The following is a 20,647-nucleotide window of genomic DNA, read 5'->3' as shown; positions in this document are numbered from 1 at the left end:
TTTAACGGTACGGCGCATCGGCGGCAAGGTTCGCCGCGATCGCGCTTTCCCAGCGGTCACCGTTATCGAGCAACTTCGACTTGTCGTAGATCAGCTCTTCGCGGGTCTCGGTCGAAAATTCGAAGTTCGGACCCTCGACAATGGCGTCCACGGGGCAGGCCTCCTGGCACAGCCCGCAATAGATGCACTTGGTCATGTCGATGTCATAGCGCGTCGTGCGGCGGCTGCCGTCGTCGCGGGGTTCCGCCTCGATCGTAATCGCCTGGGCGGGGCAGATCGCCTCGCACAGCTTGCACGCGATGCACCGCTCCTCGCCATTGGGGTAGCGACGCAGCGCGTGCTCACCCCGGAAGCGCGGAGAGATCGGGTTCTTCTCGAACGGATAGTTGATCGTCGCCTTCGGCTTGAAGAAGTAGCGAAGGGTCAGCGCATGGCCCTTCACGAACTCCCACAGCGTAAAAGCCTTGACGTACTGAGCGACGCTCATGCCGGAACTCCCACGCGCGCATACATCAGCACGCCAGACACCAAGAATACCCAGAACAGCGACACCGGCAGGAACACCTTCCAGCCCAGCCGCATCAGCTGGTCGTACCGATAGCGCGGTACGGTCGCCTTCACCCAGGAAAACACGAAGAAGAAGAAGCACATCTTCAAGAGCAGCCAGACGATACCCGGCACGGCATAAAGCGGTGCCCAGTCGAGCGGCGGCAGATAGCCACCCCAGAACAGGATCGCGTTCAGCGCGCACATCAGGATGACGTTGGCATACTCACCCAGCCAGAACAGCGCGAACGACATCGAGCTATATTCGGTCTGGTAACCCGCGACGAGCTCCGACTCCGCTTCGGTCAGGTCGAACGGTGCGCGCTGCGTCTCGGCCAGCGCCGAGATGAAGAACATCACCGCCATCGGGAACAGCAGCGGGTTGAGGAAGAAGCCGTTGACCGGAATCCCCAGCACGCTCTTCTGCGCCTCGACGATGTCGGTCAGGTTGAAGCTGCCCGACCACATCACGACCGAAATCAGGATGAAGCCGATCGCGACCTCATAGGACACCATCTGCGCGGCCGCACGAAGCGCCGAGTAGAAGGGATATTTCGAGTTCGAGGCCCAGCCCGACAGGATCACGCCGTACACGCCCAGCGACGAGGCGGCGAGGACGTACAGCAGGCCGACATTGATGTTGGCGACGACCACGCCCGGCTGGAACGGCACCACCGCCCAGACGATCAGCGCGACCGTGAAGGTGATGATCGGCGCCAGCAGGAACAGCCCGCGATTGGCGGCGGCCGGAACGATGGTTTCCTGAAGGAAAACCTTCAGACCGTCGGCGAAGGACTGGAGCAGACCGAAGGGGCCGACCACGTTCGGACCACGGCGCAGCGCCATCGCCGCCCAGATCTTGCGGTCGACATAGATGACCATCGCCACCGCCAGCATCAGCGGCAGCGCGATCGCCAGGATCCCGACCAAAGTCGCGATCGTCCAGGCCCAGCCATAAGGAAGGCCAAGCGTCGTGTTGAAAAACGCGGTCACTCCGCTGCCTCCGCATAGCTTTCACCATGGACCAGTTCGGCCGAGCAGCGCTGCATCGTCGGGCTGGCGCGGCAGATCGCGTTGGTGAGGTAGAAGTCCTTGATCGGATAGCCCTCGATCGTGCCCGACGCGGTCGCGTTCAGCGACGGCGCGGCCCAGTCGAAGGTGACGAGACCGACCTGGCCCAGCGCGGGAACCTCGGCCGCCATCGCGGCGCGGAGTTCATCGAGCGTGTCGAACTGCAGCGTCTGGCCCAGAACCTCGGACAGCGCGCGGAAGATGGTCCAGTCGTCGCGCGCGTCGCCCGGTGCGAACACCGCGCGCTCGCCACGCTGCACCCGGCCTTCGAGGTTGACCCAGGTGCCCGACTTCTCGGCATAGGTCGCGCCCGGCAGGATGACATCGGCGTGATGCGCACCCTTGTCGCCATGATGGCCGACGAACACCTTGAAGCTGCTGCCGAACTTGGCGAAATCGACCTCGTCGGCGCCCAGGAAGAAGGCGAGCTTCGGCGCGGCCGCGACCACGTCGGCGATGCCGCCCTTCTGCGCATAGCCGAGCATCAGACCACCCATGCGCGCGGCCGCCATATGGACGACATTATAGCCGTTCCAGGCCGAACCGTCTTCCAGCGTGCGCACCAGATTGAACTGGTCGACCAGCTTCAGGCTCGCGCCATGCGCGCCCTTGATCGCACCGCCACCGACGACGACCATCGGACGCGCGGCCTTGCCGAACAACTCGGTCACTGCCTCGGGCAGGTTGCCCAGCACCGACAGGTCGGCGCCCAGCCACTCGACCTTGTAGGTCAGGTCGGTTTCGGGGCCGATGGCGAAGACCTTCGCGCCCTTCTTGATCGCCTTGCGGATACGGGTGTTCACCAGCGGCGCTTCCCAGCGCAGATTGGTGCCGATCAGCAGGATCGCGTCGGCGCGCTCGACGCCCGCGATGGTCGTGTTGAAGTTGACCGCGGCCAGGCTCGACGTGTCGTAATCCATGCCGGTCTGACGGCCTTCGAGCAGGCTCGAGCCCATCTTGGCCAGCAGCGCCTTGGCGGCGAACATCGTCTCGCAATCGACCTGATCGCCAGCGATCGCGGCAACGCTCGAACCGGCGTTCACGTCACGGATCGCGGCGAAGGCCTCGTCCCAGGTGGCGGGCACCAGCTTGCCGTCGCGGCGAATGAACGGTCGGTCGAGACGACGACGGACCAAGCCGTCGATCGCATGACGCGTCTTGTCGCTCGCCCACTCCTCGTTCACTTCGTCATTGATGCGCGGCACGCAGCGCAGCACCTGACGACCACGGCTGTCGAGGCGGATGTTGGTGCCGACCGCGTCCATCACGTCGATGGCGAGCGACTTCTTCAGCTCCCAGGGACGCGCCTCGAACGCATAGGGCTTGGACGTCAGCGCGCCCACCGGGCACAGGTCGACGACATTGCCCGACAGTTCGCTCGACACGGCCTGTTCGAGATAGGACGTGATCTGCATATTCTCGCCGCGATAAATCGCGCCGATTTCCTCCACGCCCGCGACCTCTTCCGCGAAGCGGACGCAGCGGGTGCACTGGATGCAGCGGGTCATGACCGTCTTGACGATCGGACCCATGTACTTCTCGGTGACGGCCCGCTTGTTCTCGTCATAGCGGCTATGGCCCTTGCCATAGGCCATGGACTGATCCTGCAGGTCGCACTCGCCGCCCTGATCGCAGATCGGGCAGTCCAGCGGGTGATTGATCAGCAGGAATTCCATCACGCCTTCGCGCGCGGCCTTCACCATCGGGGTGGTGGTGAAGATTTCCTGATTCTCGGCCGCCGGAAGCGCACACGACGCCTGCGGCTTGGGGGGCCCAGGCTTCACCTCGACCAGGCACATGCGGCAATTGCCCGCGATGGACAGCCGCTCATGATAGCAGAAGCGCGGGATTTCCTTGCCCGCAAGCTCGCAGGCCTGCAGCACGGTGGCGCCCTGGGGCACCTCGATCTCGACGCCGTCGACTTTGACCTTAGGCATTATTCGGCAGCTTCCATCATCGGGGCGTTGCCGCCCGTCTCGCCTTTGCGTTCGCGGATCCGGCGTTCCATCTCCGGGCGGAAGTGGCGGATCAGGCCCTGGATCGGCCAGGCCGCCGCGTCGCCGAGCGCGCAGATGGTGTGGCCTTCGACCTGCTTCGTCACCTGGAACAACGTGTCGATCTCGGAGACGTCGGCATCGCCGGTGCGCATCCGCTCCATCACGCGCCACATCCAGCCGGTGCCTTCACGGCACGGCGTGCACTGGCCACAGCTTTCATGCTTGTAGAAATAGGACAGACGGCTGATCGCGCGGACGATGTCGGTCGACTTGTCCATGACGATCACGGCCGCCGTGCCCAGGCCCGATCCGACCGCCTTCAGGCCGTCGAAATCCATCGGCGCGTCCATGATCTCGGCGGCGGGCACCAGCGGCACCGACGAACCGCCCGGGATCACCGCGAGCAGATTGTCCCAGCCGCCGCGAATGCCGCCGCAATGCTTCTCGATCAGCTCACGGAAGCTGATCGACATGCTTTCCTCGACCACGCAGGGGCGATCGACATGGCCGGAGATCTGGAAAAGCTTGGTGCCCTTGTTGTTCTCGCGCCCGAAGGAGGAGAACCACTCAGCGCCGCGCCGCAGGATCGTCGGGGCGACCGCGATCGACTCGACATTGTTGACCGTGGTCGGGCAGCCATAGAGGCCCGCACCCGCCGGGAAAGGCGGCTTCAGGCGCGGCTGGCCCTTCTTGCCCTCCAGGCTTTCGATCATCGCGGTCTCTTCGCCGCAGATGTAAGCGCCAGCGCCGCGATGGACGAAGACGTCGAAGTCATAGCCCGAGCCACAGGCATTCTTGCCCAGGAAACCCCGGTCATACGCCTCGGCCACGGCTGCGAACAGCGTCTCGGCCTCGCGGATATATTCGCCGCGAATATAGATATAGGCCGCCCGCGCGCGCATCGCGAAGCCCGCGACCAGCGCGCCCTCGATCAGCTTGTGCGGATCGTGGCGGATGATTTCGCGGTCCTTACACGAACCCGGCTCGGACTCGTCGGCGTTGATGACCAGGAAGCTCGGCCGGTCGGGACGCGGTTCCTTGGGCATGAAGCTCCACTTCATGCCGGTCGGGAAGCCCGCACCGCCGCGCCCGCGCAGACCCGACGCCTTGATGACGTCGATGATCTTGTCCTGGCCGAGCTCCAGCAGCGCCTTGGTATTGTCCCAATCGCCGCGCTTCATCGCCGCGTCGACGTTCCACGGCTGATAGCCGTAGAGATTGGTGAAAATGCGGTCCTTGTCAGCGAGCATTATGCGCCCCACTCCCCGCGATAGTCGTGATTGTCGCCGACCATGGCGGTCAGCGTGGTCGGACCGCCGATCGGCTCGACCGTGTGACGACCTGGCTCCTGCGTGCCGGTCTTGGGGCTCTCGCCGCGTGCCAGCGCTTCCAGGATCGAGACCGTGCGGTCGTAATCCAGATCCTCGAAATTGTCGTCATTGATCTGGACCATCGGCGCGGAGGCGCAATTGCCCATGCACTCGACCTCGGTCAGCGTGAACAGGCCGTCGGGCGTGGTCTTGCCCTTGATCAGCCCCTTGTTCTTGCACGCCGCCAGCACGTCGTCCGACCCGCGCAACATGCACGGCGTCGTGCCGCAAACCTGGACGTGATAGCGACCGACCGGCGCCAGGTTGAACATCGTGTAGAAGGTCGCGACCTCATAGATGCGCATGTACGCGACACCCAGCTGGCGCGCGACGAACTCGATCACCGGCACGGGCAGCCAGCCCTGGGTATGCGTCTCCGCGCCCACCTGGCGCTGCGCCAGATCAAGGAACGGGATCGAGCAGGACTGTTCGCGGCCCTTGGGATAGCGCGCGAGGATCTCGTTCGCCTTCTTCTGGTTCTCGTCCGTCCAGGCGAAATTGCCCCAGCGGGCGCGGACTTCGGCCTCGTCGGGAATGATGGCTGCGTCGGCCATTAGCGAATGAACTCCACGCGCGACACCTTGTCGTTCTCGAAGGAATAGATGGACATGACCTCGAACGCCTCGCCACCCGGCGCGCGTTCGACCTTTTCATGCAGCAGCACGGTCTGACCGAACGCCTGGTCGGCCACGATCTCGGCGCGGTTCTGCGGGAACTGCGCGAACATCGCCTTCAGCCCCGAACGAACGCCCTCGCGACCGTCGCGCAGGACGGCGCCGCGATAGCCCGCCTCGCAGGCATCTTCGGTCATCAGCGCGACATAGGCGTCGGCGTCCTGTGCATTGTAATGCGCGACCATCTGGCGGCCGATCGCGATGCGCGCAGGCGTGTCGATCGCGCTCAACGGTCGCACTCCCCGAACACGATGTCCATCGCGCCCAGGATCGCGGTCGTGTCGGCCAGCATATGCCCCTTGGACATGAATTCCATGGCCTGGAGATGGCTGAATGCGGTCGGCCGGATCTTGCAGCGATAGGGTTTGTTCGATCCGTCGGAGACGAGATACACGCCGAACTCGCCCTTGGGGCTTTCGGTCGCGACATACACCTCACCGGCGGGGACGTGATACCCTTCGGTATAGAGCTTGAAGTGGTGGATCAGCGCTTCCATCGAGCGCTTCATCTCACCGCGCTTGGGCGGCGTGACCTTGCGGTCGGTGGCGAGCACCGGCCCCTCGGGCATCTGCGCCAGGCACTGCTTCATGATGCGGGCCGACTGGCGCACTTCCTCGACGCGCACCATGAACCGGTCATAGCAGTCGCCGCTGGTGCCCACCGGCACGTCGAAGTCCACCTTGTCGTAGGCGTCATAGGGCTGCGACTTGCGCAGGTCCCACGGAATGCCCGAGCCGCGGATCATCGGGCCGGAGAAGCCCCACTTGATCGCGTCCTCACGGTTCACCACCGCGATGTCGACATTGCGCTGCTTGAAGATGCGGTTGTTGGCGACCAGACCGATCGCATCCTCGAACAGCTGCGGCAGACGGGTATCGAGCCAGTCGGCGATATCAGTCAACAGCTTGAGCGGCACGTCCTGGTGGACGCCACCGACGCGGAAGTAATTCGCATGCATGCGCGCGCCCGAGGCGCGCTCATAGAAGTTCATGCAGTCTTCGCGGATTTCGAACATCCACAGGTTCGGCGTCATCGCGCCGACGTCCATCACATGGCTGCCCAGATTGAGCATGTGGTTCGAAATACGCGTCAGCTCGGCAAAGAACGTCCGCAGATATTGCGCACGCAGCGGCACTTCGAGGTCGAGCAGTTTCTCGACCGCGAGCACATAGCTGTGCTCCATGCACATCGGCGAGCAGTAATCGAGGCGATCGAAATAGGGCAGCGCCTGCGAATAGGTCTTGTACTCGATCAGCTTCTCGGTGCCGCGATGCAGCAGGCCGACATGCGGATCGACCCGTTCGACGATCTCGCCGTCCAGCTCCATGACAAGGCGAAGCACGCCGTGCGCCGCCGGATGCTGCGGACCGAAGTTGATCGTATAGTTCTGGATCGACACGTCGCCCGTGGTCGGGTCGACGGCATCGGTCTTGTGGAGCAGTTCGTCGACATAGTCGCTCACTGGTTCTGTCCTCCGCCCTTGCTCGGCACGACGTCCGGATCCTGGGGCTTGTCCTCGGCCTTGTTGCCCGGATGCGGCTGACCCGCGCCCGTCTGCTTGGGGCTCTCGGTGGTCTTGGTTTCGGGCGCGTTGGCGGCGGCCGTCTTGTCCGGCGCGGCATCGGCCTTCTTCACCGCATCCGCACTTGCTGGGGTTTGCGCGCCCTTGCCCTGCGGCTGGGCGCCCTTCTCGTCGCCCGGCAGGACGTATTCGGCGCCTTCCCACGGGCTCTGGAAGTCGAAATTGCGAAAATCCTGGGCCAGCTTCACCGGCTCGTAGACGACGCGCTTTTCCTCTTCCGAGTAACGCAGCTCGGTATAGCCGGTCAGCGGGAAGTCCTTGCGCAGCGGATGGCCGCGGAAGCCGTAATCGGTCAGGATGCGACGCAGGTCGCTATTGCCCGAGAACAGAACGCCGTACAGGTCATAGACCTCACGCTCTAGCCAGCCCGCGACCGGCCACAGGCCCGTCACCGACGGCACCGGCTTGTCCTCGTCGGTCGAGACATGGACGTGCAGGCGGTGGTTGCGGGTCAGCGACAACAGGCAATAGACCACCTCGAAACGCTCGTCGCGTTCCGGATAGTCGACACCGGCGATCTCCATGAGCTGCTGATATTCCAGCCCCTTGGCGTCGCGAAGCGCGGTCATCGCCGAAACGAGGTTCGCACGGTCCACGACCAGCGCGACTTCGCCGACATGATCGCGCGCATCGAGCAACCATGGCCCGAGAGCAGCGCGGGCCGCATCGATCACGCCATCGTTCGAGGCGAAACGGGGAGCAGGCGCCCTCACCGTTCGATGCTCCCGGCGCGGCGGATCTTCCGCTGCAACTGCATCACGCCGTACAGCAGCGCTTCGGCGGTCGGCGGGCAGCCGGGGACATAGATGTCCACGGGCACGATCCGGTCACAGCCGCGCACCACCGAATAGCTGTAATGATAATAGCCGCCGCCATTGGCGCAGCTTCCCATCGAGATGACATATTTCGGGTTCGACATCTGGTCGTACACACGACGCAGCGCCGGGGCCATCTTGTTGCACAGCGTACCCGCGACGATCATCACGTCCGACTGGCGCGGAGACGCGCGCGGCGCGGCACCGAAGCGCTCCATGTCGTAACGCGGCATGTTGACGTGGATCATCTCCACCGCGCAGCATGCCAGACCAAAGGTCATCCACCAGAGCGAGCCGGTGCGCGCCCATTGGAAAAGCTCCTCGGTCGAGGTGACGAGGAAGCCCTTGTCGGTCAGTTCGCCGTTCAGCCCGTCGAAAAAGCCCTGATCGGGCTGAATGACGGCCTGGCCATCATGGACGACTCCGCCATGGGCCTGCGGCTTGAACTCAACCGGACCGGAGTGAAGATTTACTCCCAATCCAACGCTCCCTTCTTCCACGCATAGACGAGACCCAGCGCGAGCTCGCCGATGAAGATCATCATCGAAAACCAGGCGGTCCAGCCGAGGCTGAAGACGCTCACCGCCCAGGGGTACAGAAACGCCGCTTCCAGATCGAAGATGATGAACAGGATCGCGACGAGGTAGAAACGCACGTCGAACTGGCTGCGCGGGTCTTCGAACGCGGGGAAGCCGCATTCATATTCGGACAGCTTCTGCTCGTTGGGCTTATGCGCACCGGTGAGGCGCGCCACGAGCATCGGCAGAAACACAAAGGCCGTCGACAGTGCCAGGGCAACGCCCAGGAACAGGAGGATCGGCAGATATTGCGACAGATCGACCAAGTTTTCTCTCGCAGATGCGGAACTGGATGCGGATGGCTTTAGGCCGATGAACCCGCCGGAGCAAGCCAGCGGAGGCATGAGAATGAATCGCAACTGAACGGTGCCATTCACCCCATTCGACAGATTTTTACATGGGAATTGAGAGGTTTAAGCGCAATAGCTGCAAGCGATTGCGCTTAAAATCCCTTCATTCGTCAACGCAGCGCGTTCGCCAGAAGCTTGTGGAGCTTGGAATGCAGCCCCTCATTGGCCGCCAGATACTCGCCACGTTCGAGCGACTTGTCGCTGCCCCGGAAGTCGCTGACGAAACCGCCCGCTTCTCGCACCAGCAGCATGCCAGCCGCCGCGTCCCAGGGCTTGAGGCCCGATTCCCAGAAACCGTCATAACGGCCCGCAGCAACCCAGGCGAGGTCGAGCGCGGCCGAGCCGAAGCGGCGGATGCCGGCGACCTGCGGCGCGATCGCACCAAAAATGCGACTCCACTGGACGAAATCGCCATGCCCCAGGAACGGGATGCCGGTGGAGATCAACGCCTCGGACAGATCGCGGCGCGATGACACGCGCAGGCGACCGTCCTGCAACCACGCGCCCCGGCCCTTCTCTGCCCAGAAGCTTTCATCGGTCAGCGGCTGATAGATCAGGCCCGTCGTGACCTCACGCTTGCCGTTCGCCAGCGGCTCCTCGACCGCGATCGAGATGGCGAAATGCGGGATGCCGTGCAGGAAGTTGGAAGTGCCGTCGAGCGGATCGATGATGAAGCGCGGCTTGGACGGATCGCCTTTGACCTCGCCGCCCTCTTCCATCAGGAAGTTCCAATCGGGGCGCGCCTTCTTCAGCTCTTCGAAGACGGTTTCCTCGGCGCGCTTGTCGGCCATCGAGACGAAGTCGGCGGGCCCCTTGCGGCTGACCTGGAGGTGCTGGACCTCGTTGAAGTCGCGGCGGAGACGCGGGGCGGCCTTGCGCGCGGCGCGTTCCATGATGGTGAGAAGCCCGGAGTGCGAGGCCATGATCGTCCTTTCGGTCGCGCCGCTGCATCTCGGGCGCTGCAAGTGAAAAGGCCCGCCGCGAACGACGGGCCGGGACGGCGGATGACGGGGTCGCGCTCAAGCCGCGCCGGTCATCCACCGATACCGATTAGTCCGCGCGGCGGACGTAGGTCTGTTCGTACACGTCGACCACGATACGCGTGCCGCTGGCGATGTGCGGCGGCACCATCACGCGGACGCCATTGTCGAGGATGGCGGGCTTGTACGACGAGGAGGCGGTCTGCCCCTTCACCACGGCGTCGGCCTCGACGATCGTCGCTTCGATCTGGTCGGGAAGCTGGACCGAGATCGGCTTTTCCTCGTGCAGTTCCATCACGACGTCCATGCCGTCCTGAAGGAATGCGGCGGCGTCACCCAGCAGGTCGCGCGGCAGCGTGATCTGCTCATAGCTTTCCTTGTCCATGAAGGTCAGGTCGTCACCCTCGGCGAACAGGAACTGGAAGTCCTTGGTGTCCAGACGGACGCGCTCGACCGTCTCGGCGGAGCGGAAGCGGACGTTCGTCTTGCGGCCGTCGATGAGGTTCTTCATCTCGACCTGCATATACGCACCGCCCTTGCCGGGCTGGGTGTGCTGAATCTTCACGGCGCGCCAGATGCCGCCTTCATACTCGATGATGTTGCCGGGACGAATGTCCACGCCGCTGATCTTCATGGGTCTTCAACCTGCTGGAAAGAGCGAAGGATGCCGGGGCGAAAACGCAGCCCGGCGGTCCGTGTCGGCCGCTTTAGCTCGAAGCGGTCTTTCCGGCAAGCAGCGGATAGGGATCGACCGGCTCCCCCTGGTACCAGGCGTCGCCAGCGCGCATCCAGCTCACTCCGAAATGCAGATGGGTGTTGCCCGCCCCCGCATTGCCGCTGTCCCCGACATAGCCGACGACCTGCCCCTGCCGCACACGCTGCCCCTCGGCGATGTCCGCCGCATAGCCTTGCAGATGCGCGTAATAGAGGCTCCAGCGGCGATCGATAGAGCGGATATAGAGGGTGTGACCTCCACGGTCGCTGTCGAACAGCTTTTCGATCGTTCCCGGCAAGGCGGCGACGACCGGCGTGCCCGCAGGGGCCATCAGGTCCAGCCCCTGATGCTTCCGCGCCCCACCCTCGCGCGGGTCGCCCCAGTCCTGATGCAAAGAGGCCACGGGATAATCGGCGATCGGCATGGCCAGCGCCGCCGCGCTTCCCGCCGCCGCCTGTTTTTCGGGCGCTGCGACCTCGGGTACGACAACGTCGCCCGAACCGAAGGACAGCATCGACAGAAAGCCACCGACCCCGATCACGATCAGGGCCAGCATCACCCAGCCGAAACGCGACAGCGGCCCCCTGCCCCCGCCACGCCTCATCGTGCTAGGGTCGCCGGGCCGTCGGAGGATGCCTGCGCCGCCGGGGCGGGCGACGGGTGGGTTGCAACCGCGACCAACGCCATCAACACGCCGCCGCCCATCGCGATTGCCAGTCTCTTCACGCCCGCTCCTCAGGTCAGTGGATCGATCCCGAAGTAAACGCAGGCCATGGCCGCTTGTTTCCGTTGCGCAACGGATGACGCCGCGGGCGTCAGCGCAAGACCTCGCCAAAGGCTTTGATCGCCGCCGCTTCGTCGCCGTTCCACACTGCGCCCGAGACAGCGAGGAAATCCGCTCCCGCCTTGACCAACGGCGCCGCATTGGCGGGCGTGATCCCGCCGATCGCGACGCAGGGCAGTTCGAACAGCGCGGACCACCAGGACAGCACCACCGGTTCGGGGCGATGCTTCGTTTCCTTGGTCGTGGTCGGGTAAAAGGCCCCGAAGGCGACATAGTCCGCTCCGGCCTCGCCCGCCTCCATCGCCAGATGGCGGCTGTCATGGCAGGTCACGCCGATCTGGACCGAGGGGCCCAGCACATCGCGGGCTTCGCGCGCGTCGCCATCCTCCTGGCCAAGATGCACCCCGTCCGCACCCAGCCGCTTGGCGAGGCTGATGCTGTCATTGACGATGAACGCCACCTCGCGATCGGCACAAATGCGCTGAAGCGGTTCGGCCAGCTTGGCGGCGCTATGCTGATCCACATCCTTCACGCGGAACTGAAAGGCCGCGACCGGCCCGGCGTCGAGCGCGCGTGCGAGACGATCGGCGAAACCGCCGGTCACGTCGAGCGGCGAGATCAGGTAAAGCTGGCAAGGGGGCCGCCGCACATCGCGGGTGAAGGCCGCGGCAAAATTGGGATCGAGCGGGCCTAGGGGATCATCATCAAGCGTCATGGCGCTCTCCCTAGCGCCTGTCGCCCCCGCCGTCACCTGTGACGAGCGGAGGGAATGGGCGTCCCGGTTCCCCAACCGGAACGCCCAAACCTGCCAAGAACTTATTCTTCGTTCTTGTAGATCGCGACCAGCTTGTCGAGCATCGCCAACGCCTCGTCGCGCGGGCGCTGGAAGGTGTTGCGGCCGATGATCGAGCCGTTGCCGCCGCCATCGCGAATGTCTCGCGCATCCTGATAGACGGCGTCCGCGCCCTTCGCCGCACCGCCCGAGAAGACGACGATCCGACGGCCCGCAAAGCTCGACTCGACGACATGGCGCACGCGGTCGGCCTGGTTGGACCAATCGGTGCCTTCATAGGCGGACTTCGCCTCGGCCTGTTCGATATGGGCGGTGGGCAGCTTTACCTTGATGATATGCGCGCCGAGTTGCGCCGCCATGTGCGCGGCATAGGCCCCGACATCGAGCGCCAGTTCGCCGTCCTTGGTCAGCTTGCCGCCACGCGGATAGCTCCAGATGACGGTGGCCAGACCCGCCTCGCGCGCCTCGGCCGACAGGATCGCGATCTGGTCCATCGCGTCGAAAATGCCGTCCGAGCCCGGATAGATGGTGAAGCCGATCGCCGCGCAGCCCAGCCGCACCGCGTCCTGCACGCTGCCCGTCACGGCTTGCGTGATCGAAGTGCCCCAGCTGTTCGAGCTGTTGATCTTCAGGATGGTCGGGATCTGGCCCGCGAACGTGTCCGCCCCGGCCTCCAGCATCCCCAGCGGCGCGGCATAGGCCGACAGCCCGGCGTCGATCGCCAGTTGGAAATGGTAGTGCGGGTCATAGGCGGGCGGGTTGATCGCGAAGCTGCGCGCGGGGCCATGCTCGAAACCCTGGTCGACCGGCAGGATGATCAGCTTGCCGGTGCCCCCCAGCCGTCCCTGCATCAGGATGCGCGCCAGATTGGCCTTCACGGCCGCGGGCGTGGCTTCATATTTGTCGAGAATGGCCTTCACGGTCGGGGTCATCGATTCTCTCCAGATTGGGTTTGGGGAACGGGTCAGAGCATCAGCCAGCGGCGCAGGGCCTGATCGACCTGCTCCATCCGGGTGGGCGAGGCATGGCCGAGCAGTTTGACGATATGATTGCGCGGGATGGACAGGATCTTGTCGACCTGCACTTCGCACTCGACGGTCAGCCCGGTATGCTCGCGTGGGGAAAAGGCGACGCGGAACAGCGCCTCGCCCCCCACGACCGAGGTCATCGGACAGACGGTGATCGTGTTGTGGGTTTCGTTGTAAAGGTCGGACTGGACGACCAGAAACGGGCGATGATCGCCCCCTTCTCCCGTCGTCGCGAGCACGATGGCGGCGTGCGAAATCTTCATGCATCCGCCTCCTGTGCCAGCGCGTTCCAAAAGGCGAAATCCTCCGGCGTGTCGCGCTTCGACGCGCGGGTCGACTGGCGACGGGCCTCGCGGCGATACGCCTCGTCATGCAGGTCGACATAGCGCCGCACCGCTTCGCGCGCGATGTCGCTCTTGCTGCGGCCCTGCGTCCGCGCCACGGCCGCCAGCCGTTCTTCCAATTCGGTGTCGAGACGGACGCCGAGCATCGCCACTCCTTCGTTTAACACGTTCAACGTAGCAAGTCCGACAAGTCGGATCAAGCGCCCTTGACGGCACAAAGTGCACGGGATCATTCTGATGCAGGGCAGATTGGGGAGAAGATCGGGATGAACGGATTTCGCTGGGCGCTGGCCGCCATGCTGGCCGTGACGCCCGCCGCATCCCCGGTCGTCGCCAAATCCGCACCCCAGGTCGGCGAAATGGCACCCGATTTCGAGCTGACGCTGATCGACGGCAGCCATGTCCGGCTGGCGGATCTGCGCGGACAGGTGGTGGTGCTGAACTTCTGGGCGACATGGTGCGGACCGTGCCGGGCAGAACTGCCGCTGCTCGACCAATATTATCGCATCCAGGCGCCGCATGGCCTGAAGGTCTTTGCGATCGCCACCGAGGACTCGCTGCCGCTCTACAAGCTGAAGCCGTTGTTCGCCGCGATGACGATGCCATCGGCGCGACGGATCAAGGGGCCCTATGCCACGTTGGGCGCGGTGCCAACCAATTACATCATCGATCGCAGCGGGCGGGTCCGCTACGCCAAGGCCGCCGCGTTCGGACTGAGCGACCTTAACCAGTTGCTGGTGCCGCTTCTAAAGGAAACCCCGCCGCCAGCGGCGACGGGGTCGTAAAGACCAATCTTAGCACCACCCCGGCGAAGGCCGGGGTCTAGTTTCGGCGGACGATGTGGCGCGCGGTCCGCAAAGGACTTTGTCACAAACGCCTAGCAACTGGACCCCGGCCTTCGCCGGGGTGGACACATCCATTAATGAACGCGTCCCACTTACTCGCTTATGTCAAACGTCACGCGATCAGCGCGGCGACGCCCGGCAGGTCCTGGCCTTCCATCCATTCCAGGAACGCGCCGCCCGCGGTCGAGACGAAGCTGAACTGCGTCCCCACGCCCGCCTGGTTGAGCGCGGCGACGGTGTCGCCACCGCCCGCGACCGAAACGAGGCTGCCATCCTGGGTCAGCGCCGCCGCCGTCTTGGCGAGCGCGACGGTCGCCATGTCGAAGGGCGGCGTCTCGAACGCGCCGAGCGGGCCGTTCCAGACGAGCGTGCGGCAGTTCTTCAGCACATCGCCCAGCGCCTCGACCGCATTGGGGCCCAGGTCGAGGATCATCTCGTCGGCGGCGACCTCGTGCACGTTGACGGTGCGCGTCGCGGGGTTCGGCTTGAACTCCTTGGCGACCACCACGTCATAAGGCAGGTGGACGGTGCAGCCCGCCTTGTCGGCGGCGTCGAGGATCTCCTCGGCGGTGCCGGTCAGGTCATGCTCGCACAGCGACTTGCCCACATCGACCCCACGCGCGGCGAGGAAGGTGTTGGCCATGCCGCCGCCGATGATGAGGTGGTCGACCTTGCCGACCAGATGCTTGAGGACCGCGAGCTTGGTCGAGACCTTGGCTCCGCCGACCACCGCCGCGACCGGATGCTGCGGATTGCCCAGCGCCTTTTCCAGTGCGTCGAGTTCGGCCTCCATCGCGCGGCCCGCGAACGCCGGAAGCTGGCGCGCCAGTCCCTCGGTCGAGACATGCGCGCGGTGCGCCGCCGAGAAGGCGTCGTTGACGTAGAAGTCGCCCAGCCTGGCGATCTGCGCCGCCAGTTCGGGATCGTTCTTTTCCTCACCGGCATGGAAGCGCGTATTCTCAAGGATCGCGATATCGCCGGGGTTCAGCGTCGCGACCGCCGCTTCCGCCGCCTCACCCGCGACATCGTCGATGAAGCGGACCGGACGGCCCAGCACGTCGCTATAGGGCTGGGTCAGCATCGCCAGCGAATAGTCGGGGTTACGCTGCCCCTTGGGGCGGCCGAAATGGGCGAGGACCAGGACGATCGCGCCCTTGTCGGCCAGTTCGGTCACGGTCGCGATCGTCGCGCGCAGGCGGGTGTCGTCGGTCACGCGGCCATCGGCCATAGGCACGTTCAGATCCTCGCGGACCAGCACGCGCTTGCCCTGGACATCGCCCATATCGTCGAGCGTCTTGAAGGCCTTGGTCATGATTCCTCGATCCTGATGTTATCGCCGATGCGGATCGTGCCACCCTCGATCACGCGGGTGCATACGCCACCGCGCCAGTCGGGCCTGAGGGCCGCCTGCAATCCGTCGGCGATCGCGTCCATGCGGTGGCACGGATCGCATTCCATGGTGATTTCCAGAAGGACGGGCCCGATACGCAGCCGGGTACCCGGAATTTGGGGAAGGTCGAAATCCTCGACCAGCAGATTCGCACGGCGCGCCTGCCAGGGGATGTCGCGGTCGATCTCGGCAAGTGCGGCGTCCCAGTCGGCCCGCTCGATCAGCGTCACCTGACGCCGCCCGCGCCCGCCAGGCTTCACCCGGCCGCGACAGTCACCTTCGATGCCGCCCGCCAGGGTGACGATGGCGGCATCGATCACCTCCATCGGCCCCTTCGGCACGGCATGGCGGGCGATGCCGGTCAGACGCCCGGTCATCGCCCGCCCGTCGGTCATTAGAGGAACTTCGCCATCGCGGTCGCGGTATCGACCATGCGGTTCGAGAAGCCCCATTCATTGTCGTACCACGACACGACGCGCACCAGCTTGCCGTCGATCACCGCCGTCTCCAGGCTGTCGACGGTCGAGGACTGCGGCGAGTGCATCAGGTCGATCGACACCAGCGGCTCGTCCGAGAAGACCAGCACGCCCTTCAGCGGACCGTCTTCCGACGCCGCCTTCAGGATCGCGTTGACCTCTTCCTTGGTCGTGTCGCGCGCCGGGGTGAAGGTCAGGTCGACCAGGCTGACGTCGGGCACCGGCACGCGGATGGCCGAGCCGTCCAGCTTGCCCTTCAGTTCCGGCAGAACCTCGCCCACCGCGCGGGCAGCACCCGTGGTGGTCGGGATCATCGACATGGCGGCGGCGCGGGCGCGACGCAGATCGGGGTGGATCTGGTCGAGGATCTTCTGGTCGTTGGTATAGGCGTGGACCGTCGTCATCAGGCCACGCTCGATCCCGATCGCATCGTTCAGCACCTTGGCGACCGGCGCCAGGCAGTTGGTGGTGCACGAGGCGTTCGACACGATGGTGTGGTCGGCGGTCAGCTTGTCATGGTTGACGCCGTAGACGACGGTCAGGTCAACATTCTTGCCGGGGGCCGAGATCAGCACCTTCTTCGCGCCCGCCGCGATATGCTTCTCGCACGACGCCTTGTCGGTGAAGAAGCCGGTGCACTCCAGGACCAGGTCGACGCCCAGTTCCTTGTGCGGCAGGTTCGCGGGGTCGCGCTCGGCGGTGACGCGGATGCGCTTACCGTCGATCACGATGTCGTTGCCGTCGGCCGACACCTCGCCCGGATAGCGGCCATGGACGCTGTCGCGGCTGAACAGCCAGGCGTTGGACTTGGCGTCGGCGAGATCGTTGATCGCGACGAGTTCCAAGGCGTCGCTACCACGCTCCAGGATGGCGCGCGCGACCAGTCGACCGATGCGGCCGAAACCATTGATTGCAACCTTGACCGTCATGCCAGCAAGCTCCTGTCTCATACGGGCACTGCCTGGACGGCACCGCCCCCGGTTGGATGGTGAAAACGGGCACATCCCGCGATTCCATCGTTCACGCCACGCCTTTCGGAGCCGATGGGTTCGCTGTCAACCGCCCGGCGACCTCCGATCGTCCAATTGCGGGTTGCCGCGTCAAGCCATCCTGCTAAGCCGCTCTTATGCCCGAACCCATTGCCGACGATGTCCTCTCCTCCGTCGAGCGGATCGACCGCGCGATCGCCCGCATCGAACAGGCGATCCGTACGCGCGCGGCCAAGGAGGATGCCCTTGCCCGCCGCCACGCCGCGCTCAAGGCGCGCATGGCCGACGCCGTGTCCGCACTCGACGACGTGATCAGCCGGGGGAGCGCCGCCTGATGGCCGAAGTCACGATCATGATCGGCGACCGTCCCCACACCGTCTATTGCCAGGACGGCGGCGAGGCGCGTGTCCATATGCTGGGCCAGATGCTCGACCAGCGCTGGCCGGCGGCACTGCGCGCGTCGGGGGGCCATAATGGCGAGCGCGCGCTGCTGTTCGTCGCGTTGATGCTGGCCGACGCGCTGGAAGAGGCGGAGCGCCGCCCCCCCGCCGGCGCCGCCGTCAGCGAGGCCGCCCTCGCCCGCATTGCCGAACGGTTGGAAGGGCTGGCCGATGCGCTGGATCCCGAAGGACGCGGGGACGCCCTTGAGTAACGCGTCGCCAGCGACTACATGGGTCGGCGGCGGGCTCTGCCCGGTACGAGCCACGATAATCCCTGAGGCTATTCTTCATCCAAGGGGGCTGTCCCTGCCCGGATCCTGGTCCGACGTACATGGTCCCCACCTGACGTATTGGGCGTCAGTGGATATTACGGCAAACGGCCATGGCGGTCCCGCCACCCGCCCCTTTTCGACATGACCGACAAACGCGCCCTCCGCGCCCGGATGCGGGCGATACGCGATGCGCACGGCCCCGGCCTGCTGCCGGTGGCGCGGCCCTTTCTGGACCGCCTTCTCCCCCATCAGATCGTCGCGGCCTATCGCCCCCTGGGGGCGGAGGCGGACCCGGCGCTGTGGGTCGAGGCGGCGCTGCATGCCGGAGCGACGATCGCCCTTCCTCATGTGACCGACCGGGACAGCCCGATCCGCTTCCTGCGATGGGCGGACGGGGAGCATTTGAGCGTCGGCGCCTTCGGCCTTCACCAGCCCTCCCCCGATGCCCCGGAATGCGCCCCCGACATCATCCTGACGCCGCTGGTCGGCTTCGATCGGCGTGGCAACCGACTGGGCCAAGGTGCCGGCCATTATGATCGCGCCTTCGCCGCCCATCCGGGTGCCTGGAGGGTCGGCATCGCCTGGAGCGTGCAGGAGGCCGAAGCGCTGACGCCGGATCCCTGGGACGTGCCGCTGCACGCTATCGCGACAGAGTCGGAATGGATCGTCCCATGACCCCCAGTTGGCGCAAACCCGCCGGAATGCTGTTGATCGTTGCAATCATCATCGTCTGGGCGATGCTGGTCGCCAGCCTGTCGGCGGTGGTCGGTCAGTGGCATTGGGTGCTGCAACTGGCCTTTTATATCGTCGCCGGGATCGTCTGGATCACGCCGATGAAGCCGCTGCTGCGTTGGATGGAGGGGGGCCGGGGTTAGGGTTTCCCTTGGCCTTCGACTGCGCTCGGGCTGAACGGCTGTTTTGGCATGGCTGGTCCCAGACTCCGCTCAGCCTGAGTGAAGTCGAAGGCCACGAGCCATCACCAAATATGCAGCCATCACCAAATATGCAGGCTGATAACGAAAACGCCATCCCGAAGGATGGCGCGAGTGACGGGGCTCGAACCCGCGACCTCCGGCGTGACAGGCCGGCGCTCTAACCAACTGAGCTACACCCGCTTGAAAGCCATATGACGCTAAACAGATTAGCATCGGCCCTTTCGGGGATTTCGACATTTTCAGCCATTCCGGTGAGGGAATGGCGCGAGTGACGGGGCTCGAACCCGCGACCTCCGGCGTGACAGGCCGGCGCTCTAACCAACTGAGCTACACCCGCTGAAAGCGTCGAGGCGCGCCAACTAGGCGAGCCTCCCGAACCTGTCAACGCCTCATTTTCAACTTTCTTGCGGAACGTCTTCCGGGTCGCTGTCGCGGTCGAGATAGGTCAGCGTGCCGTGCTCGAACAGGAAGCCCGCAATATCGGGCTTGCCCGCCGCCTTGAGCACGGTCTGCAGGATGATCAGCAGCGGCACGGCCAGCAATGCCCCTGCCGTTCCCCACACCCATCCCCAGAAGCTGAGGGAGACCAAGATCAGGATCGGGCTGATGGTCAGGCGATGCCCGACGACCAGCGGGGTAATCAGATTCGCCTCGACCAGATGCATGCCATACATGATCGCGGGCGGCGCCAGCGCGACCCAGATGTCGCTGAACGTCATCAGCCCCCCGACCGCCAGCAGCAGCGCACCGATCACCGGCCCGAAATAGGGGATGTAGTTGAGCAGCGCGACGATACCGCCCCACATCAGCGGATAGGGCATGCCGAACAGCGACAAGGCGCCCGCCACCGCGCCGCCCAGCGCGAGGTTGATGATGGTGATGGTGCCCAGATAGGCCGACACATCGTCCACCACGTCCTGGATCACCCGCGCGGTCGCCATCGCGCCGTCGAAGCTGGTCCGCCCGCGAATCGTCTCGCGCCGCATCCGCGTCCAGCCCGACAGGACGAAGAAGACGACGAGGACGCCGAACAGGAACTGGACGATCAGCGTCGGGGCCGAGGTCGCGGCAAGCTCCAGGATCGAACTGGGCGGCGACACCGCGCTGGTCTGGGGCTGGCGGATCGGGGTCGAGGCGACCTGCCGCAGCGCCTTGTTCACATAGCGCTCGAGATTGGAATAGAGGTCGAGCAGCGGCGCCAGATTGTCCTGGATGCGCCCGATCCGGCTGGGCAGCAGGCGGAAGAAGTCGGTCGCGGGCACGATGATCGCCGCCAGCGCGATATTGGCGACGATCAGGAACAGCAGGACGCACATCAGCGCGGCCAGTGGCGACGGCACCCGCCGTCGCTCCAGCCATTCGAGAATGGGAACAAGCGCGATCGCGATGACCAGTGCGGTGGTCAGCGGCAGGAAGAATTCCGCCCCCTCCTTCAACGCAAAGGGCAGCGCCAGCGTGAACCCAGCCCCCGCCGTCAGGGTCAGCCCGGCGAGCAGACGATCACGACGCATCGCGATCCGCATCGCCTCGCGCGAGCCCATGCCTGCGGGGGTTCCCAGGATCGAATCGCCGGCGATCGGCCCCTTGGCGGTCGCGTCATCGTGAACGTCACTCATGACGTCACGTTAGCGGCTTTCCCCTCTTAGAAAAGCCGCTAACGCCCAAGCGAGATG

General features: G+C 65.0%; 27 protein-coding genes and 2 tRNA genes. 5 read left to right on the top strand and 24 right to left on the bottom strand.

Annotated elements, in window-relative coordinates; genetic code table 11:
• Window position 1 precedes the first annotated feature (1 nt).
• From nuoI to ACWPWT_RS11620, 18 genes are all read right to left on the bottom strand, one after another.
• The gene (nuoI, locus tag ACWPWT_RS11705) at window positions 2-487 is read right to left on the bottom strand and encodes an NADH-quinone oxidoreductase subunit NuoI (protein ID WP_042483186.1); all 486 of its coding nucleotides are present in this window, start codon (window positions 485-487) and stop codon (window positions 2-4) included.
• Window positions 484-1,539 carry an NADH-quinone oxidoreductase subunit NuoH gene (nuoH, locus tag ACWPWT_RS11700; RefSeq protein ID WP_307099710.1) on the bottom strand — a complete coding sequence of 352 codons (1,056 nt, stop codon included), beginning with the start codon at window positions 1,537-1,539 and terminating at the stop codon, window positions 484-486. The genes nuoI and nuoH overlap by 4 nt, the downstream gene beginning before the upstream one ends.
• Window positions 1,536-3,554 (bottom strand): NADH-quinone oxidoreductase subunit NuoG, encoded by a 2,019-nt coding sequence (gene nuoG, locus ACWPWT_RS11695; RefSeq protein ID WP_454279747.1) that lies wholly within the window; start codon window positions 3,552-3,554, stop codon window positions 1,536-1,538. Before nuoG ends, nuoH begins: the two co-directional genes overlap by 4 nt.
• Window positions 3,554-4,864, bottom strand: coding sequence for an NADH-quinone oxidoreductase subunit NuoF (nuoF, locus tag ACWPWT_RS11690; protein ID WP_042483195.1), 1,311 nt, complete (start codon window positions 4,862-4,864; stop codon window positions 3,554-3,556). Before nuoF ends, nuoG begins: the two co-directional genes overlap by 1 nt.
• Window positions 4,864-5,538: a complex I 24 kDa subunit family protein gene (locus ACWPWT_RS11685; RefSeq protein WP_261268141.1), complete on the bottom strand. Its 675-nt coding sequence runs from the start codon at window positions 5,536-5,538 to the stop codon at window positions 4,864-4,866. The genes nuoF and ACWPWT_RS11685 overlap by 1 nt, the downstream gene beginning before the upstream one ends.
• Complete coding sequence (locus ACWPWT_RS11680) at window positions 5,538-5,843, bottom strand: nuclear transport factor 2 family protein (RefSeq protein ID WP_454279925.1); 306 nt, start codon at window positions 5,841-5,843, stop codon at window positions 5,538-5,540. The genes ACWPWT_RS11685 and ACWPWT_RS11680 overlap by 1 nt, the downstream gene beginning before the upstream one ends.
• A gap of 41 nt (window positions 5,844-5,884) precedes the next feature.
• Entirely contained in the window at window positions 5,885-7,120 is a 1,236-nt protein-coding gene (locus ACWPWT_RS11675) for an NADH-quinone oxidoreductase subunit D (RefSeq protein WP_261268142.1), read from the bottom strand.
• Complete coding sequence (locus ACWPWT_RS11670; protein ID WP_454279746.1) at window positions 7,117-7,953, bottom strand: NADH-quinone oxidoreductase subunit C; 837 nt, start codon at window positions 7,951-7,953, stop codon at window positions 7,117-7,119. Before ACWPWT_RS11670 ends, ACWPWT_RS11675 begins: the two co-directional genes overlap by 4 nt.
• On the bottom strand, window positions 7,950-8,534 hold the full coding sequence (locus ACWPWT_RS11665) for a NuoB/complex I 20 kDa subunit family protein (protein ID WP_373461756.1): 585 nt from the start codon (window positions 8,532-8,534) through the stop codon (window positions 7,950-7,952). Before ACWPWT_RS11665 ends, ACWPWT_RS11670 begins: the two co-directional genes overlap by 4 nt.
• Window positions 8,525-8,899, bottom strand: coding sequence for an NADH-quinone oxidoreductase subunit A (gene ndhC, locus ACWPWT_RS11660; protein ID WP_294200152.1), 375 nt, complete (start codon window positions 8,897-8,899; stop codon window positions 8,525-8,527). The genes ACWPWT_RS11665 and ndhC overlap by 10 nt, the downstream gene beginning before the upstream one ends.
• A gap of 194 nt (window positions 8,900-9,093) precedes the next feature.
• Window positions 9,094-9,906 carry an inositol monophosphatase family protein gene (locus ACWPWT_RS11655; protein WP_261268145.1) on the bottom strand — a complete coding sequence of 271 codons (813 nt, stop codon included), beginning with the start codon at window positions 9,904-9,906 and terminating at the stop codon, window positions 9,094-9,096.
• Between the two features lie 127 nt (window positions 9,907-10,033).
• On the bottom strand, window positions 10,034-10,597 hold the full coding sequence (gene efp, locus ACWPWT_RS11650; protein ID WP_007403968.1) for an elongation factor P: 564 nt from the start codon (window positions 10,595-10,597) through the stop codon (window positions 10,034-10,036).
• A gap of 73 nt (window positions 10,598-10,670) precedes the next feature.
• Window positions 10,671-11,234, bottom strand: coding sequence for a M23 family metallopeptidase (locus ACWPWT_RS11645; protein WP_454279745.1), 564 nt, complete (start codon window positions 11,232-11,234; stop codon window positions 10,671-10,673).
• 44 nt (window positions 11,235-11,278) lie between these two features.
• Window positions 11,279-11,404, bottom strand: coding sequence for a hypothetical protein (locus ACWPWT_RS11640; protein ID WP_261268147.1), 126 nt, complete (start codon window positions 11,402-11,404; stop codon window positions 11,279-11,281).
• Between the two features lie 89 nt (window positions 11,405-11,493).
• Window positions 11,494-12,177: a thiamine phosphate synthase gene (gene thiE / locus ACWPWT_RS11635; protein WP_454279744.1), complete on the bottom strand. Its 684-nt coding sequence runs from the start codon at window positions 12,175-12,177 to the stop codon at window positions 11,494-11,496.
• Window positions 12,178-12,278: 101 nt separating this feature from the next.
• The gene (locus tag ACWPWT_RS11630) at window positions 12,279-13,187 is read right to left on the bottom strand and encodes a class I fructose-bisphosphate aldolase (protein ID WP_261268149.1); all 909 of its coding nucleotides are present in this window, start codon (window positions 13,185-13,187) and stop codon (window positions 12,279-12,281) included.
• 32 nt (window positions 13,188-13,219) lie between these two features.
• Window positions 13,220-13,546: a type II toxin-antitoxin system PemK/MazF family toxin gene (locus ACWPWT_RS11625; protein WP_261268150.1), complete on the bottom strand. Its 327-nt coding sequence runs from the start codon at window positions 13,544-13,546 to the stop codon at window positions 13,220-13,222.
• Window positions 13,543-13,773, bottom strand: coding sequence for a ribbon-helix-helix protein, CopG family (locus ACWPWT_RS11620; RefSeq protein WP_309696361.1), 231 nt, complete (start codon window positions 13,771-13,773; stop codon window positions 13,543-13,545). The genes ACWPWT_RS11625 and ACWPWT_RS11620 overlap by 4 nt, the downstream gene beginning before the upstream one ends.
• Before the next feature lie 120 nt (window positions 13,774-13,893).
• Here ACWPWT_RS11620 and ACWPWT_RS11615 point away from each other — a divergent pair, with 120 nt between their 5' ends.
• The gene (locus ACWPWT_RS11615) at window positions 13,894-14,412 is read left to right on the top strand and encodes a TlpA family protein disulfide reductase (protein WP_454279743.1); all 519 of its coding nucleotides are present in this window, start codon (window positions 13,894-13,896) and stop codon (window positions 14,410-14,412) included.
• A gap of 172 nt (window positions 14,413-14,584) precedes the next feature.
• Here ACWPWT_RS11615 and ACWPWT_RS11610 read toward each other — a convergent pair whose 3' ends face one another.
• The 3 genes from ACWPWT_RS11610 to gap are packed head-to-tail and all read right to left on the bottom strand — an operon-like array spanning window position 14,585 to window position 17,267.
• Entirely contained in the window at window positions 14,585-15,784 is a 1,200-nt protein-coding gene (locus ACWPWT_RS11610) for a phosphoglycerate kinase (RefSeq protein WP_309701837.1), read from the bottom strand.
• Window positions 15,781-16,239: an MOSC domain-containing protein gene (locus ACWPWT_RS11605; RefSeq protein ID WP_454279742.1), complete on the bottom strand. Its 459-nt coding sequence runs from the start codon at window positions 16,237-16,239 to the stop codon at window positions 15,781-15,783. The genes ACWPWT_RS11610 and ACWPWT_RS11605 overlap by 4 nt, the downstream gene beginning before the upstream one ends.
• Window positions 16,240-16,256: 17 nt before the next feature.
• Entirely contained in the window at window positions 16,257-17,267 is a 1,011-nt protein-coding gene (gene gap / locus ACWPWT_RS11600; RefSeq protein ID WP_454279741.1) for a type I glyceraldehyde-3-phosphate dehydrogenase, read from the bottom strand.
• Window positions 17,268-17,464: 197 nt separating this feature from the next.
• On the opposite strand from gap, the gene ACWPWT_RS11595 reads away from it, so the two are divergent.
• The 4 genes from ACWPWT_RS11595 to ACWPWT_RS11580 all read left to right on the top strand — a co-directional run bounded on the left by ACWPWT_RS11595 (window position 17,465) and on the right by ACWPWT_RS11580 (window position 18,914).
• Window positions 17,465-17,662 carry a hypothetical protein gene (locus ACWPWT_RS11595; RefSeq protein WP_261268155.1) on the top strand — a complete coding sequence of 66 codons (198 nt, stop codon included), beginning with the start codon at window positions 17,465-17,467 and terminating at the stop codon, window positions 17,660-17,662.
• Entirely contained in the window at window positions 17,662-17,979 is a 318-nt protein-coding gene (locus tag ACWPWT_RS11590) for a cell division protein ZapA (RefSeq protein WP_261268156.1), read from the top strand. The genes ACWPWT_RS11595 and ACWPWT_RS11590 overlap by 1 nt, the downstream gene beginning before the upstream one ends.
• Before the next feature lie 201 nt (window positions 17,980-18,180).
• Complete coding sequence (locus ACWPWT_RS11585) at window positions 18,181-18,714, top strand: 5-formyltetrahydrofolate cyclo-ligase (RefSeq protein WP_454279740.1); 534 nt, start codon at window positions 18,181-18,183, stop codon at window positions 18,712-18,714.
• Entirely contained in the window at window positions 18,711-18,914 is a 204-nt protein-coding gene (locus ACWPWT_RS11580) for a DUF2842 domain-containing protein (protein WP_261268158.1), read from the top strand. Before ACWPWT_RS11585 ends, ACWPWT_RS11580 begins: the two co-directional genes overlap by 4 nt.
• A 163-nt stretch (window positions 18,915-19,077) precedes the next feature.
• Here ACWPWT_RS11580 and ACWPWT_RS11575 read toward each other — a convergent pair.
• The 3 genes from ACWPWT_RS11575 to ACWPWT_RS11565 form a co-directional block, all read right to left on the bottom strand.
• Window positions 19,078-19,154: transfer RNA gene (locus ACWPWT_RS11575), tRNA-Asp, on the bottom strand.
• An 80-nt stretch (window positions 19,155-19,234) separates the two neighbouring features.
• Window positions 19,235-19,311 (bottom strand) — tRNA-Asp (locus tag ACWPWT_RS11570).
• Window positions 19,312-19,369: 58 nt separating this feature from the next.
• A complete protein-coding gene (locus ACWPWT_RS11565) occupies window positions 19,370-20,590 on the bottom strand; it encodes an AI-2E family transporter (protein WP_405051334.1) in 1,221 nt (406 codons plus the stop codon).
• Window positions 20,591-20,647 lie beyond the last annotated feature (57 nt).

Source organism: Sphingomonas sp. Marseille-Q8236, from assembly GCF_965112005.1.
The sequence above is the reverse complement of the archived record's forward strand: the minus strand, read 5'-3'. Positions and strand labels throughout refer to the sequence as shown.

Coding starts and splice junctions, on each gene's coding strand:
- ACWPWT_RS11680 (WP_454279925.1), bottom strand. CDS start 5,843: ATGGTCGCGCATTACAATGCACAGGACGCCGACGCCTATGTCGCGCTG.
- ACWPWT_RS11630 (WP_261268149.1), bottom strand. CDS start 13,187: ATGACCCCGACCGTGAAGGCCATTCTCGACAAATATGAAGCCACGCCC.
- ACWPWT_RS11610 (WP_309701837.1), bottom strand. CDS start 15,784: ATGACCAAGGCCTTCAAGACGCTCGACGATATGGGCGATGTCCAGGGC.
- ACWPWT_RS11655 (WP_261268145.1), bottom strand. CDS start 9,906: ATGGCCTCGCACTCCGGGCTTCTCACCATCATGGAACGCGCCGCGCGC.
- ACWPWT_RS11615 (WP_454279743.1), top strand. CDS start 13,894: ATGAACGGATTTCGCTGGGCGCTGGCCGCCATGCTGGCCGTGACGCCC.
- ACWPWT_RS11595 (WP_261268155.1), top strand. CDS start 17,465: ATGCCCGAACCCATTGCCGACGATGTCCTCTCCTCCGTCGAGCGGATC.
- gap (WP_454279741.1), bottom strand. CDS start 17,267: ATGACGGTCAAGGTTGCAATCAATGGTTTCGGCCGCATCGGTCGACTG.
- nuoG (WP_454279747.1), bottom strand. CDS start 3,554: ATGCCTAAGGTCAAAGTCGACGGCGTCGAGATCGAGGTGCCCCAGGGC.
- ACWPWT_RS11565 (WP_405051334.1), bottom strand. CDS start 20,590: ATGAGTGACGTTCACGATGACGCGACCGCCAAGGGGCCGATCGCCGGC.
- nuoF (WP_042483195.1), bottom strand. CDS start 4,864: ATGCTCGCTGACAAGGACCGCATTTTCACCAATCTCTACGGCTATCAG.
- thiE (WP_454279744.1), bottom strand. CDS start 12,177: ATGACGCTTGATGATGATCCCCTAGGCCCGCTCGATCCCAATTTTGCC.
- ACWPWT_RS11685 (WP_261268141.1), bottom strand. CDS start 5,538: ATGGCCGACGCAGCCATCATTCCCGACGAGGCCGAAGTCCGCGCCCGC.
- ACWPWT_RS11625 (WP_261268150.1), bottom strand. CDS start 13,546: ATGAAGATTTCGCACGCCGCCATCGTGCTCGCGACGACGGGAGAAGGG.
- nuoI (WP_042483186.1), bottom strand. CDS start 487: ATGAGCGTCGCTCAGTACGTCAAGGCTTTTACGCTGTGGGAGTTCGTG.
- ACWPWT_RS11605 (WP_454279742.1), bottom strand. CDS start 16,239: ATGACCGGGCGTCTGACCGGCATCGCCCGCCATGCCGTGCCGAAGGGG.
- ACWPWT_RS11585 (WP_454279740.1), top strand. CDS start 18,181: ATGACCGACAAACGCGCCCTCCGCGCCCGGATGCGGGCGATACGCGAT.
- ACWPWT_RS11645 (WP_454279745.1), bottom strand. CDS start 11,234: ATGCTGGCCCTGATCGTGATCGGGGTCGGTGGCTTTCTGTCGATGCTG.
- ACWPWT_RS11620 (WP_309696361.1), bottom strand. CDS start 13,773: ATGCTCGGCGTCCGTCTCGACACCGAATTGGAAGAACGGCTGGCGGCC.
- ACWPWT_RS11590 (WP_261268156.1), top strand. CDS start 17,662: ATGGCCGAAGTCACGATCATGATCGGCGACCGTCCCCACACCGTCTAT.
- efp (WP_007403968.1), bottom strand. CDS start 10,597: ATGAAGATCAGCGGCGTGGACATTCGTCCCGGCAACATCATCGAGTAT.
- ACWPWT_RS11580 (WP_261268158.1), top strand. CDS start 18,711: ATGACCCCCAGTTGGCGCAAACCCGCCGGAATGCTGTTGATCGTTGCA.